10 protein-coding genes are annotated in these 13,526 nt (G+C 71.7%); 1 reads left to right on the plus strand and 9 read right to left on the minus strand.

Annotated elements, in window-relative coordinates:
• The first annotated feature begins 23 nt into the window (after window positions 1-23).
• The gene (locus tag DEJ30_RS14025) at window positions 24-1,343 is read left to right on the plus strand and encodes a GNAT family N-acetyltransferase (RefSeq protein ID WP_110862331.1); all 1,320 of its coding nucleotides are present in this window, start codon (window positions 24-26) and stop codon (window positions 1,341-1,343) included.
• A 40-nt stretch (window positions 1,344-1,383) separates the two neighbouring features.
• Here DEJ30_RS14025 and DEJ30_RS14030 read toward each other — a convergent pair whose 3' ends face one another.
• The 9 genes from DEJ30_RS14030 to DEJ30_RS14070 form a co-directional block, all read right to left on the minus strand.
• On the minus strand, window positions 1,384-2,388 hold the full coding sequence (locus DEJ30_RS14030; RefSeq protein WP_110862332.1) for an ABC transporter permease: 1,005 nt from the start codon (window positions 2,386-2,388) through the stop codon (window positions 1,384-1,386).
• The gene (locus tag DEJ30_RS14035; protein ID WP_110862333.1) at window positions 2,385-3,320 is read right to left on the minus strand and encodes an ABC transporter permease; all 936 of its coding nucleotides are present in this window, start codon (window positions 3,318-3,320) and stop codon (window positions 2,385-2,387) included. The genes DEJ30_RS14030 and DEJ30_RS14035 overlap by 4 nt, the downstream gene beginning before the upstream one ends.
• On the minus strand, window positions 3,317-5,059 hold the full coding sequence (locus DEJ30_RS14040; RefSeq protein WP_110862334.1) for an ABC transporter ATP-binding protein: 1,743 nt from the start codon (window positions 5,057-5,059) through the stop codon (window positions 3,317-3,319). Before DEJ30_RS14040 ends, DEJ30_RS14035 begins: the two co-directional genes overlap by 4 nt.
• On the minus strand, window positions 5,056-6,723 hold the full coding sequence (locus DEJ30_RS14045; protein WP_110862335.1) for an ABC transporter substrate-binding protein: 1,668 nt from the start codon (window positions 6,721-6,723) through the stop codon (window positions 5,056-5,058). The genes DEJ30_RS14040 and DEJ30_RS14045 overlap by 4 nt, the downstream gene beginning before the upstream one ends.
• Before the next feature lie 204 nt (window positions 6,724-6,927).
• On the minus strand, window positions 6,928-7,881 hold the full coding sequence (locus tag DEJ30_RS14050) for a cation-transporting ATPase (protein WP_110862336.1): 954 nt from the start codon (window positions 7,879-7,881) through the stop codon (window positions 6,928-6,930).
• Between the two features lie 228 nt (window positions 7,882-8,109).
• Window positions 8,110-9,384, minus strand: coding sequence for an FAD-binding protein (locus DEJ30_RS14055; RefSeq protein WP_110862337.1), 1,275 nt, complete (start codon window positions 9,382-9,384; stop codon window positions 8,110-8,112).
• A 17-nt stretch (window positions 9,385-9,401) separates the two neighbouring features.
• The gene (gene araA, locus DEJ30_RS14060; protein WP_110862338.1) at window positions 9,402-10,937 is read right to left on the minus strand and encodes an L-arabinose isomerase; all 1,536 of its coding nucleotides are present in this window, start codon (window positions 10,935-10,937) and stop codon (window positions 9,402-9,404) included.
• Window positions 10,934-11,644 (minus strand): L-ribulose-5-phosphate 4-epimerase, encoded by a 711-nt coding sequence (locus DEJ30_RS14065; protein WP_110862339.1) that lies wholly within the window; start codon window positions 11,642-11,644, stop codon window positions 10,934-10,936. Before DEJ30_RS14065 ends, araA begins: the two co-directional genes overlap by 4 nt.
• On the minus strand, window positions 11,641-13,344 hold the full coding sequence (locus DEJ30_RS14070; RefSeq protein ID WP_110862340.1) for a xylulokinase: 1,704 nt from the start codon (window positions 13,342-13,344) through the stop codon (window positions 11,641-11,643). Before DEJ30_RS14070 ends, DEJ30_RS14065 begins: the two co-directional genes overlap by 4 nt.
• Window positions 13,345-13,526 lie beyond the last annotated feature (182 nt).

The following is a 13,526-nucleotide window of genomic DNA, read 5'->3' on the forward strand; positions in this document are numbered from 1 at the left end:
CCCGGTCCCGATAGTGTCGGGACGTGAGCAACGAGGCATTCGACGACCGCTACGAGCTGCGCGAGTTCGCGCCCGGGACGGACGACAAGGGGGCACCGAACGCCGAGACGGCAGCGTGGATGCAGGCCGTCGGGATGGGCTTCCACGAAGCCGACCCCGACCCCGAGGGCGCGGCCCGCATGGCGTCGTACTTCATCGCCGACGAAGAGACGTTCCTCGGGGTCTACGTACGCGAGCCGTTCCCGGGGTCCGTCGACGAGACGTGGCCGGCCGGCACCTTCACGTGGTTCCGCAAGGCGCTGAGCTGGGGCGACGGCTCCTCCGTCGACACCCAGGCGATCTCCGCGGTCACCGTCCGCCCGACCGAGCGTCGCCGCGGCATCCTGCGCCGGATGATGACGCACGCGCTCGAGCGCGGGGTCGCCGAGGGCTACGCCGTCGCGTCGCTGACCGCGTCCGAGGGCACCATCTACCGCCGCTTCGGCTTCGGCTGCGCCATCCGCGAGCGTGCCGTGCACGTGCGCCGCGAGCGTGCGCTCCCCCTGCTCGCCCCGACGTCCGGCACGGTGTCGGTCGTCACGCCGCAGTGGCTGGCCGACGGCCCGGGCAAGGCGGTCTTCGACCGGTTCCACGCCCGCACCCCCGGCTCGATGGTCCGCAACACCGGCACCTGGCCGGTCGCGTTCGGCCTGCTCGGCCACGACGGGCAGAAGGCGAAGGACGTCCGTGCGGCGGTGCACCGTCCCGACGGCTCCGACGAGATCGACGGCTACGTCACCTGGCGCGTCAAGGAGGACCGCGGTTCCGACACCGCGGTCGAGATCGTCGACCTGGTGTACGCGGACGACCAGGCCTACACCGCTCTGTGGGAGTTCCTGCTCTCGGTCGACCTCAACGACGTCGTGAAGTACAACCGCTCCCGCCTCGACGACCCGATCGTCGCCGCGCTCGGCGACAACCGTGCGTACGACGTCGACCACGAAGAGGACCACGTCTGGCTGCGTGTGCTCGACGTACCGGCGGTGCTGGCCTCGCGGCCGTTCGCCGTCGACGGGTCCCTGACACTCGGGGTCACCGACGCGCTCGGCTTCACCACCGGCACGTACCGCCTCGACGTCCAGGAGGCCCGTGGCACCGTCACGCGCGTCGCCGACGACGTCGACGTGGCCGGGTCCGACGTCCAGCTCGACGTCGCGGAGCTCGGTGCGCTGCTGATCGGCTCGGTCTCCCCCGTCACGTTGGCCGCCGCGGGGCTCGTCCGCGCTGCGGACCAGGCGTCGGTGGAGCTGCTCCGCGCGATGCTGCTGCCGCCGCGGACGCCGCACGGCATCACGTACTTCTGACGGACGTCGCCCGCGTGGTGGGGCGCGAGCGGAGGCGGCTCTACGCCCGGCGTCGCACCCGCGGGTCGACGAACGCGTAGACCACGTCGACGATGACGTTCGCCGTGACGATCAGCAGCGCCGAGAACACCGTGAAGCCGACGACCACCTGCAGGTCGAGGGTGTGCACCGCGTCGATGAGCAGTGCACCGAGGCCCTGCATCGAGAACACCTTCTCGGTGATGACCGCACCGCCGAGCAGCGACCCGAGGTCGAGCCCGAACAGCGTCACCACGGGCAGGATCGCCGTCCGGAGGCCGTGCCGCACGACGACCTGGCGCTCCCGCAGCCCCTTGGCCCGGGCGGTCCGCACGAAGTCCTGCGACATCGACTCGAGCATCTCACCACGGGTCAACCGGGCGTAGATCGCAGCGCTGATGAAGGCGAGCACGCACCACGGCAGGATCAGGTGGGTGAACCAGCCGACCGGGTCGTCGCTGAAGGCCACGTACCCGCTGGTCGGCAGGATCCCGAGCACGAAGCCGAACAGCAGGATGCCGAGCAACCCGACCAGGTACGCCGGGGACGAGACGCCGGCGACCGCGACCGTCATGACGGCCCGGTCGACGAAGGTGCCGCGGCGCAGCGCCGAGACGGTGCCGCCGGAGACCCCGGCGACGAGCCACAGCACGGCGGCGCCGACGGCGATCGAGGCGGTGACGGGCAGGCGCGCCAGGATCAGCTCGGTGACGCTCTCGTGCAGCTGGAACGAGTACCCGAAGCACGGCGCCGCGCACTCGATGACGCTGTTGCCACTGCCGAAGGTCCGGCCGGCGAAGATGCCGCCGAGGTAGGCGCCGAACTGTGCGAGCCAGGGCTTGTCGGTACCGAGGAACGCCTGCACCTCACGCAACCGGTCGGGGGTGCAGGGCTTGTCGCAGATCGCCCGAGCCGGGTTGGTCGGCAGGAGCATGAAGAGCGCGTACGTGATGGCCGCGACGACGAGCAGCACGACGGCGGCCCCGAGCACGCGGATCGCGAGGAACCGCAGGGTGGCGGCGTTCACGCGGTGCCCCCTCGCGGGTCGAGGGCGTCGCGCAGAGCGTCACCGAGCACGTTGAAGGCGAGGGTGATGAGGAACAGTGCGGCTCCGGGGAACACGAGGTACATGGGATCGGTCTGCACCCAGCCGATGGCGTCGCCGATGCTGCGACCCCACGACGGCGTCGGCGGGTTGACGCCGACGGCCAGGAACGAGAGCGCGGCCTCGGCGCCGATCATCGACGGGATCGAGATGGTGGCGTAGACGGTGATCGTCGCGGCGAGGTTCGGCAGCAGCTGCGTGCGGATGACGTGCCAGCGCCCGGCGCCCATCGCGGTGGAGGCGACGACGTAGTTGCGGCTGACGAGCGACAGCGTCTGCCCCCGCACGACACGGGCCACGGCCGGCCAGCCGAAGAACCCGATGACGAGCACGACGAGCACGGGCTTCGGGAACGTCGACGGCACGATCGCGGTGAGGGCGATCATGAACACGAGCGACGGGAACCCGAAGATCACGTCGACGACCCGCGAGAGCACCCGGTCGTACCAGCCACCGAAGAACCCGGTCGTGACGCCGACGAGCACGCCGATGACGATCGACACCAGGGTCGCGGCGAGTCCGATGCCGAGCGAGGTCCGCGCACCGTACGTGACGATCGAGAACAGGTTACGCCCGGTCAGTGGCTCGACGCCGAACCAGTGCTCGCCGCTGATGCCGCCGCCGGCGCCCCGGGGTGCACCGAACGAGTTGAGCGCGTCGATGTCGTACGAGTACGGGTCCTGCCCGGACGCCTTCGCGATGAGCGGGGCCGCCACGGCGACCACCAGGAACACCGCGATGACGACGGCCGAGGCCACCGCCCAGCGGTCCTGCCGGACGCGTCGCACCACGGCCCGGAAGCCGGTCGTGCGGCCGGACGGTGCGACCGGTCGGTCGACGACGTTGGCCGTCACGAGGCCACTCCTTCCCACGCGCGCCACGCCTCGCGGCGAGCGGCCTGTCGCACGGGATCGGCGACGGGTGCTGCGGCGAGGAGCATGCGCGTGTAGTCCTGTTGCGGGTCGTCGAGCACGGCGTCGGTGCTCCCCCGCTCGACGACCCGGCCGTCGCGCAGCACGATCACCTGGTCGGCGAGCTGGCGGACGACGGCGAGGTCGTGACTGATGAGCAGCATGCCGAAGCCGAACTCCCGCTGCAGCCCGGCGAGCAGGTCGAGCACGGCGGCCTGCACCGTCACGTCGAGTGCCGAGGTCGGTTCGTCGGCGATGAGGAGTGCCGGCCGCAGTGCGAGCGCACGTGCGACGGCGACGCGCTGCCGCTGTCCGCCCGACAGCTGGTGCGGGAACCGCTCCGCCCACGTCGGGTCGAGCTGGACGGCGGTCAGCAGCGTTCGGACCCGCTCGGCGCGGTCGGCGGCGGAGTCGGTACCGTGCACGAGCAGCGGTTCCGCGATGCTCCAGCCGATGGTCTGTCGCGGGTTGAGCGACGACGCCGGGTCCTGGAACACGATGCCGACCCGACTGCGCAGCTCGCGCAGTCGTCGTCCGCGAGCGGTGCGCAGGTCGCTGCCGTCCACCTCGACCGAGCCGGCGACGACGGGCACCAGCCCCGCGAGCGCACGCCCGATCGTGGACTTGCCGGAACCGGATTCGCCCACCAGGCCCACGGTCTCGCCGGCGTGCAGGTCGAGGTCGATGCCGGACACGGTCGGTCCGCCCCGGCGCGAGTACCGCACGGCGACGTCGCGCAGGCGCGCCACGGGCGGCCGGGAGGCGCGGCTCGCCGCTGCGGGGCCGGCCTGCGCCCGTCCGAGACTCGCCGCTGCGGACAGATCGCGGCCTTCGGAGGCCGCATCCTGTCCGGCAGGCCGATTCTCGGTCGACGCGAGCGGCTCGTCGGAGGCGGGGCGCGCCTCCAGGCTGGGGACGGCCGCCAGGAGCTCGCGCGTGTAGTCGGCGGTCGGGTGGGCGAAGACCTCGGCGACGGTGCCGTGCTCGACCGGGTCGCCGCGGCGCAGCACCAGCAGGTCGTCCGCGACGTCCGCGACCACGCCCATGTCGTGGGTGATGAGCAGCACGGCGAGGGAACGCTCGCGGCCGAGCCGCCGCAGCAGGTCGAGGATGCCGGCCTGCACGGTGACGTCGAGCGCGGTCGTGGGCTCGTCGGCGAAGAGTGCGACCGGGTCGCCGGCCAGTGCCATCGCGATCATCGCGCGCTGGAGCTGGCCGCCGGACAGTTCGTGCGGGTAGGCCTTCCGGATGCGCTCCGGGTCGGTGAGGCCGGCGTCACGGAGCAGTTCGTCGACGCGTGCCCGGACCCCGGCGCGGTCGAGCCCGGTCGGGTGTGCCCGGACGGCCTCGGCGATCTGCGTGCCGATCGAGAGGACCGGCGTGAAGGAGTTCATCGGCTCCTGGAACACCACGCCGATGCCCGCACCCCGGACAGCGCGGACCGTCTCGACGGCGGCACCGATGAGTTCCTCGCCACGGAACCGGGCACTGCCCGACACCGAGGCCTGCGGCGGCAGGAGCCCGAGCACGCTCATGGCGCTGACGGACTTGCCCGAACCGGACTCCCCCACCAGGGCGAGGACCCGGCCGGGCGTCAGGTCGAAGGCGACGTCACGGACGACGGGCTCCGCGTCGCCGAACGCGACGCGGAGCCCCTCGACCTGCAGGATCGGTTCGGTCACTGCTCGAGCGAGACCTTGAGGTAGTTCGGGTACGCGGGGAAGTCCGCGATCTGGAAGTTCTGCACGTTCGAACCGGCGAGGAAGGACTGCTTCGCGTAGATCAACGGCACGACCGGGGCGTCGGCCATGATCTTCTGGTCCGCCTGGGCCCAGAGCTTCTGCGCGTCGTCCTGGTCGACCGTGGAGCTCGCCTTCGCGATGAGGGCGTCCACCTCGGGGTTGCTGTACTTCGAGACGTTGTAGCCACCGCCGCCGATCTGCGACGAGTCGTAGAGGGGCTGCAAATTGGCGTTCGCGCTCGGGAAGTCCGGCTGCCAGCTCGACAGCGACAGGTCGAAGTCGGTGCCGTTGGTGGTCGCCTGGGTGAAGGAGTCGTAGTCGAGCGGCTTGAGCGTCACGGCGATGCCAGCGCGCTTCAGGCCGGACTGCAGCGCCTGGGCCTGGGCGAGGTAGGTCGGGTCGTTCTGCGTCACGAGGGTCAGCTTCAGGCCCGTGACGCCGGCCTCCTTGAGCAGCTGCTTCGCCTTGTCGACGTCGCCGGTGGCCTTCGTCTCGTACAGGTCGTAGTCCTGGCGACCGGCGATTCCCGGGGTGATGAGCGTCGAGGCGTACGAACCGGCGATCGCGCCGCCGGCGGCGATCCGGAAGGACTTGCGGTCGACCGCGTACTGCAGCGCCTGGCGGACCTTGAGGTCCTTGAGCTCACCGCGCTGCGTGTTGATCGCCATGTAGCTGATCGGGCCGGCCTTCGACGTGGCCAGGCGCTCCTGGGCTGCCGGGTTGCTGCGCACCTGGTTGAGCTCGGCGGCACCCAGGTAGATGGCGCCGAACGAGTTCTTGGCGTCCCCGTTGTCCGCGATCAGCGTCTGCGTCGCCGTGGACTGGTCCTGGCTCTCCTTGAAGACGATCTTCGACGGGCCGGCGGTGCGGACCTCGTCGGTCTTCGCACTCCAGTTCTCGTTGCGGACGAGCGTGACCTGCGAGCCCTGCGTGTTCGACTGCACCTGGTACGGACCGGACGCGACCGGCTTCAGGTCGTAGGCGCCGGTGTCCTTGCCGTCACCCTCGGGCACCGGCGTGAAGGCCGGCATCGACGCGAGCCACGGCCAGTCGCCGTACGCGTCGTTCAGCTTGAAGACGATGGTCTTGTCGTCCGGGGTCTCGATGCTGTCGAGCGACTCGCCGTCGAACGGACCCTTGTAGTCGGCACCGCCCACCAGGAGCGACTTGTGGTAGCTCAGGCCACCGCTCAGCGTCGGCGCGAACGAGCGCTCGATGCCCCACTTGATGTCCTTCGTCGTGATCGGCGTGCCGTCCTGGAACTCGACGCCGTCCTTCAGCGTGTAGGTCCAGGTCTTGCCGTCGTCGCTCGAGACCCCGGTGTTGGTCGCCAGGTCGGGGACGACCTTCGCCGTCTTGCCCGGCTCGACGTCCCACGTGGTGAGCCGTCGGGCGACGAGGCCCAGCGACGTGATGCCGAGGCTCTGGCTGGTCGCGGGGTCGAGGTGGAACGAGGTCTGCGGCGTCAGGATGTTGAGCGTGCCGCCCTTCGCCGTGCCCTCGGCGCCGTCGTCGGACGAACCCCCACCCGAGCAACCGGTCAGGACCAGGGCTGCTGCTGCGGCGACGGCCGCGGTGATCGTCAGGCGGTTGGGGCGTCTCATGACGGTGCTGCTCCTCGGGGAAGGGGGTCGCGATCGCGGTGGCGGTCGCTGCGACGGCGGAACGGTTCACCCGCCGGGCGGCGTCCATCCTGACACCGCGACGGTGGCCCGTCCGAATCTCGCGCGCCTCGGACGACGCACGACGAAACATTGCAAGCGCCGCACGCCGTCCCGCTATTCCCGATGCGTTCGCACAGCGGTGCGTCAGCGGTCGAAGAGCCCACCGAGGAAGTCGTTGCCGAGGTTCGATGCCTGCTCACCGAGACCGGACGCCTGCTCACCGAAGCCCGCGGCCTGCTCGCCGAACCCGCCGAGGAGCTGCTCGCCCTGACCGACGAGCCCCTCGACGCCACCACCGAGGTCACCGAGTCCGAGGTCGCCCATGCCCGAGGCGATGCCCTCGAAGTCCACGCCGAGGTCGGCGGCCCCTGCCAGGACCGGCCCGGCGGCGGCGCTCAGCACCGCTCCCCCGGCCACCGCGGCGGCGAGGCCACCGAACGCCATCGCGCCGGCGCCGACCGCTGCACCACCGGCGAAGGCGCCGCCACGGCCCCGGCCGGGACCCGACCGACCCGAGCCGCCGGAACCGCCGAGGACCCGTCGGACCAGACCCGGACGCGACATCTCACCGCGGGTCATCGCACGGGCCATGCCGCCCGCCGAGTCGTCGCGCAGGTGCTCGTGGGGCGGGAGCTCGGAGTTGAGGCGGTCGCGGACCTGCTGGCGCTGCGCGGGGGTGAGCCGCGCGAAGGCGTCGTGGTGGACCTGTTCGAGCTGCTCCGGCGACGAGGTGCGGAGCAGGTAGTCGTACTTCGCCAGGGCGACCTTGTCGGCGTCGGCCCCGTGCTGCGGCGTGCCAGCGTTCTGCTGCGGCTGGCCGTACTGCGCCGGCTGCGGCTGGCCGTACTGCTGCGACTGGCCGTACTGCTGCGGCTGCGGCTGGCCGTACTGCTGCGGCTGGCCGTACTGCTGCGGCTGCGGCTGCTGCTGGTTCCGGTCGTCGCCGGTCAGCTTGTCCGCGGCGCTGCGCACGATGCCGCGCCAGTCGGTCCCATCCTGCTGCGCTCCGCCGGGTGCCGTTCCCCCCTGCCCACGCTTCTGGAGCTGCTTGTCGATGGCCTTGGAGGCCATGCCGAGGATGCGGTTGAGGTTCGCCATGCCCCGACCTTTACGTCCTCACATGTGAGCGACCGGCACCGAGCCGGGGGTTCGCCAGGGCATCCGATGGGGATCCCCTGTGAGAACCGCCCTGCATTCGAGCACACATCCACGTGTCGCGAGCTTGCTCGTGACCGTGGTCAGGCTCCTGATCGACCTGTCCCGCAAGGACTCAGGACCCGGGCGCCCCGCATCGCAGCCGGTGGTGCGGGGCACCTGTCCATCGCGTCAGGACAGGATGCGCGCCAGGAACGCGTTGCGGAACCGCCCCGTGGGGTCGAGGTCGCGGGCGAGCGCGGCGAAGTCGGACAGCCGCGGGTACGCCTCGTGCAGCCGCTCGGCACTCGCGGCGGAGACCTTGCCCCAGTGCGGCCGCGGGTCGAACGGTGCCAGGACGTCCTCGATCCGGGCCACCGCCACGGCCACGGCGGCGGGGTCGCGACGGAACGTGAAGTGCAGGCCGACCGACTGCCGTCCGGACGACGGCGCGAGCCAGGCGGTGTCGGCCGCGATGGTGCGGACCTCGGCGGCGATGAGGATCGGGGCGAACAGCGACGCCAGCGGTCGGAGCGACTCGAGGGCCGCAACGGCAGACGCCGCAGGGATCAGGTACTCCGCCTGGATCTCGGCCCCGGTCGACGGGGTGAACGAGGACCGGAAGTGCGGCAGCCGCTCGGACCACGGCCCCGGCACGCCGCCCTGTTCGGTGACGCCGGCGGGGTCGTTCTCGCCCGGGTGCACCGGACCCGAGGCCGCTCGGGCCCCCAGGGCGACGAGGTCGACCGTCGGTGCGGCCTCGTCGACGCGGTGCTTGACCCAGACCTGCCGGGCGCCGCGGTCGTCGAACGACGTGAACATCGACACCGAGTACGCGTCGCACATCACCTGGTCGAACTGCTCGGCGACGGCGTCCCACGGCAGGTCGAGGTGCACCGTCGTGGCGACCTGGAACGTCGGCTCGATCGCGAGCTCCACCGCGGTGACGACGCCGAGCGCGCCGATCCCCACCCGGTGGGCGTCGAGCAGCCCGTCCGGCGACGAGGCGTCGACGTGCGCGAGCTCACCGGAGGCGCGGACGACGTCGAGGCCGACGACCGCCTGCGCGAGCGACGGGTTCCGCACGCCGGAGCCGTGCGTTCCCGTGGCGACGGCCCCGGCCGTGGAGATGTGCGGCAGGGACGCGAGGTTCCCGAGGGCCCAGCCACGGGCCTCCAGACCGGCCGCGACCTGGCTGTGCGTCATGCCGGCAGCGACCCGTACGACGCGACGCGACGTGTCGATGTCGAGCACGGGCGGCAGGTCCGACAGCGACACCTGGACGGCATCGGTGTCGGCGATGGTGTTGAACGAGTGTCGCGAGCCGAGCGCCGTCAGGCGCGGCGTCGAGGCGACGAGCTGCTGGAGCTCGTCCACCGACGTCGGCCGGGCCAGCGCCGAGGCGCGGTAGGTGACGTTGCCCGCCCAGTTGGTGCGGGTGCGCTCGGCCGCGATCACGTCGCTCATCGTGGTGTCCTGACTCCTCAGAAGCCGCGGTCGAGACGGTGCCACGTCTGCTGGAGACGCAGCTCGTCGCGGAACCCGCGTGCGGTGGTGTGCTCGTCGATGACCAGGAACTCGGTGCCGACCATGGTCGCGAAGTCCTCGACGACCTGCAGGCCGACCGCCGTCGTCATCACGGTGTGGTGGGCGGCGCCGGCGGTGAGCCAGGCCTCGGCGGCGACGGGGAACGACGGCCGGGGCTCCCAGACCGCGCGGCCGACGGGCAGCTTCGGCAGGGCCTCGGTCGGGGGCACGACGTCGACGACGTTGGCGGTGAGGCGGAAACCGTCGCGGGTGTCGGACAGCGCGACGACGACGGCCTCGCCGGAGTCGGCGGTGAAGACCAGGCGGACCGGGTCGTCCTTGCCACCGATGCCGAGGGGGTGGATCTCGAGCGTCGGCTTCGTGGCGGTGAGCGTCGGCGAGACCTCGAGCATGTGCGCCCCGAGGATCTTCTCGGCACCCGGGGTGAGGTCGTAGGTGTAGTCCTCCATCAGGGAGGCACCACCGGGCAGGCCGGCACCGGCGACGTTCATCGCGCGGACCAGGACCGCCGTCTTCCAGTCGCCCTCGGCACCGAAGCCGTAGCCGTCGGCCATGAGGCGCTGCACCGCCAGGCCCGGCAGCTGCTTGAGCGAGCCGAGGTCCTCGAAGTTCGTGGTGAACGCGGCGCTGCCGTTCTGCTGCAGGAGCGTCCGGAGGCCGATCTCGATCGCGGCACCGTCGCGGAGCGCGGCGTGCCGTTCGCCGCCGGCGCTGCGGAGTGACGGGTCCACGTCGTAGTCGCGCTCGTACGTGGCCACGAGCGCGTCGACCGCTGCCGTGTCCGCTTCTGCGGCCTCCACCGCTGCCGCGAGCTCGTTGACGGCCCACGTGTTGACCTGCACGCCGAGCTCGATCTCGGCCTCGGTCTTGTCGCCCTCGGTGACGGCGACGTAGCGCATGTTGTCGCCGAAGCGGGTGAGCTTCAGCTCGCGGACAGCGGCGGCACCGGCGGCGGCACGGGTCCAGTTCGCGACGCGCTGCTGGACGCGGGGGTCCGAGACGTGGCCGACGGCCGTGGCGTGCCGGACGCCGAGGCGGGCCAGGGCGTAGCCGAACTCACGGTCGCCGTGCGCGGCCTGGTTGAGGTTCATGAAGTCGAAGTCGATGTCCGCCCAGGGCAGCGTGACGTTCGCCTGCGTGTGCAGGTGCAACAGCGGCTTGGTCAGCGCCTGCAGGCCGCCGATCCACATCTTGGCCGGGCTGAACGTGTGCATCCACGTGGTGACGCCGATGACCTTGTCGTCGGCGCTCGCCTCGATGAGCGCCCGGCGGATGCCGTCGGCGTCCTTGAGCACGGGCTTCCAGACGAGCTTCACCGGCAGGTGCCCGGCGAGTTCCGCGTGGACCGCCTTGCTCTGCTCCTCGACCTGGCGCAGGGTCTCCTCGCCGTAGAGTCCCTGGGAGCCGGTGAGGAACCAGACCTCGTAGCTGTCGAGCGTGGCCTGGGGGTCGACGGTGGTGTCCTGCGTCATCGCATGGCTCCTTCGGGGTTCTGTCCGTAGACGTTCTGGTAGCGATCGAAGAGTCGATCGATGTCGGCTTCGGGGATCGGCACCGCGTCGCCGAGCTGCCGCGAGATGTGGACGGTCCGTGCCACGTCCTCGCACATCACGGCCGCCTTGACGGCGTCCTTCGCGTCCTTGCCGATCGTGAAGACGCCGTGGTTCTGCATCAGGACCGCACGGCTGCGGTGGCCGCTCAGGGTGTCGACGATGCCGTGGCCGATCGAGTCGTCGCCGATGATCGCGAACGGGCCGACCGGGATGGGTCCGCCGAACTCGTCAGCCATCGCCGTGATCACGCAGGGGATCGCCTCGGCGCGGGCGGCCCAGGCGGTCGCGTAGGTCGAGTGGGTGTGCACGACGCCGCCGACCTCGGGCATGTTCCGGTACACGTAGGCGTGCGCGGCGGTGTCGCTGGACGGGCCGTGCTCGTTGCCCCAGCCTTCGGCCGGCACGCCGTCGAGGGTGCAGACGACCTGGTTCTCCGGCGTCAGGTCGTCGCTCGACACCCCGCTCGGCTTGATGACGAACAGGTCCGTCCCTGGCACGCGCTCGGAGACGTTGCCGCCGGTCCAGATCACGAGGCCGTAGCGGACGAGTTCGCCGTGCAGGCGCGCGACGCGCTCCCGCGTCGTCGCCACCGCCTGGCGTGTGGTCTCGTCGATCGCGTCCGTCATCGGGTCACTTCCTCTGTCTGGAGGCGCGGGTCGGCGCCGTCGGTCTGCTCGGTCGGTCCTGTGGTCGCGCCGGGGCGGGTCGCCGCCGCGGCGACGTCCTGCACGGGCAGTGCGGCCCGGTAGCGCTCCAGGTACGTCTGGAACCCGGCGACGTCCGCCTGCTCGGGTTCGGCAACGTGCACGGCGTCCCCGCCGAACACGGTGTCGGACAGGTAGTCGGCGAGCTGCTGGTCGGTGTGCTCGAGGTAGGCGGCGAGCACGGCGATCCCCCACGCGCCGCCTTCGCCCGCGGTCTCCTCGAGCGCGATCGGCACGCGCAACGCCGCCGCGAGGAGCCGCTGCGGGCTGCCGGGCGTGCGGAAGAGCCCGCCGTGCGCGGTCATCCGGTCCACCTGCACCTGTTCGCCGTGCAGGACGTCCATGCCGATGGCCAGGGTCGCGAAGGCGCCGTGCACCTCGGAGCGCACCAGGTTGCCGAGCGTGAAACGTGCGCCGGGGGTGCGGAGCAGCAGGGGCCGACCGTCCTCGACGTGGGTGACGGGTTCGCCGGCCAGGTAGTTGAAGGAGAGCAGGCCGCCGGCGTCGGGGTCGGTGTCGTCGGCGACGGCCTCGGCGAGCAGGGTGGCGTAGACGTCGTCGATGCCGATCGGCGTCGCGCCGGTCCGCTCGCTCGAGGCCTCGGCGAAGCGTCCGAACACCCGGGCCCAGCTCGCGATCTCGCTCGCGCCGTTGTTGCAGTGCACCATCGCCACGGCGTCGCCGGCCGGGGTGGTGACGACGTCGAGTTCCTCGTGCGCGGTGGTCAGCGGCTGCTCGAGCACGACCATCGCGAAGATGCTCGTGCCGACGCTGACGTTGCCGGTGCGCGGGGCGACGGCGTTCGTCGCGACCATGCCGGTTCCGGCGTCGCCCTCGGGCGGGCAGAGCGGTGCGCCGGGTTCGAGTGTGCCGGTCGGGTCGAGCCAGGCCGCGCCCTCGGGGGTCAACTCGCCGGCTTCGGCTCCGGCGACGAGGACCTCGGGCAGCAGGGACCGCAGGTCCGGCACGCCGATCAGGTCCTGCGCGGTGGCGAGCATGGCGTGGTCGAAGTCCTTCGCGCCGGGGTCGCCGGGGCCGCTGTCGACGGGGCCGCCCTCGATCGGGAACATGCCGCTCGCGTCACCGACGCCCAGGACGTTCCGCCCGGTCAGGCGGCGGTGCACGTAGCCGGCCAGCGTCGTGACACCGGCGATCCCGGCCACGTGCGGCTCGTCGTCGAGGACCGCCTGGTACAGGTGCGCGATCGACCACCGCAGCGGGATGTTGAAGCCGAGCGCCTCGCTGAGCCGTTCGGCCGCGGGGCCCGTGGAGGTGTTGCGCCAGGTGCGGAACGGCACGAGCAGCTCGCCGGCGGCGTCGAACGCCAGGTAGCCGTGCATCATCGCGCTCACCCCCACGGCGCGGTACGTGGTCGGGGTGACTCCGTACTGCGCCTCGACGTCGGCCACCAGGGCGGCGTACGCGGCGCGGAGTCCGGTCTCGACGGCGCCGAGCGAGTAGGTCCAGCGACCGTCGAGGTACTCGTTCTCCCACTCGTGGGAACCGGCCGCGATGGGCACGAGGTCCTCGTCCACCAGGCAGGCCTTGATGCGGGTGGAGCCGAGCTCGATCCCGAGTGTGGTGCGGCCGTCCACGATCCGCTGTCGGCGGTCGTCACCCATGCGTTCCTCCAGAACCTCGTCGTCCCCAGTGAGCGCTCACATCCTGGCACGTGAGCGCTCACTCACGCAACGCCGCGGCGCGCCGCCCGTCCGTCCGGTCTGTCCCGCTCGTCCGGTCGTCCGGTCGTCCGGTCGTCCGGTCGTCCCCCCGCCCTGTCTCTTATACACATCTGACGCTGCCG

The sequence above is a fragment of the Curtobacterium sp. MCPF17_003 genome, assembly GCF_003224385.1.
GTDB classification, from domain to species: domain Bacteria; phylum Actinomycetota; class Actinomycetes; order Actinomycetales; family Microbacteriaceae; genus Curtobacterium; species Curtobacterium flaccumfaciens.

Coding starts and splice junctions, on each gene's coding strand:
- DEJ30_RS14045 (WP_110862335.1), bottom strand. CDS start 6,723: ATGAGACGCCCCAACCGCCTGACGATCACCGCGGCCGTCGCCGCAGCA.
- DEJ30_RS14050 (WP_110862336.1), bottom strand. CDS start 7,881: ATGGCGAACCTCAACCGCATCCTCGGCATGGCCTCCAAGGCCATCGAC.
- DEJ30_RS14055 (WP_110862337.1), bottom strand. CDS start 9,384: ATGAGCGACGTGATCGCGGCCGAGCGCACCCGCACCAACTGGGCGGGC.
- araA (WP_110862338.1), bottom strand. CDS start 10,937: ATGACGCAGGACACCACCGTCGACCCCCAGGCCACGCTCGACAGCTAC.
- DEJ30_RS14065 (WP_110862339.1), bottom strand. CDS start 11,644: ATGACGGACGCGATCGACGAGACCACACGCCAGGCGGTGGCGACGACG.
- DEJ30_RS14070 (WP_110862340.1), bottom strand. CDS start 13,344: ATGGGTGACGACCGCCGACAGCGGATCGTGGACGGCCGCACCACACTC.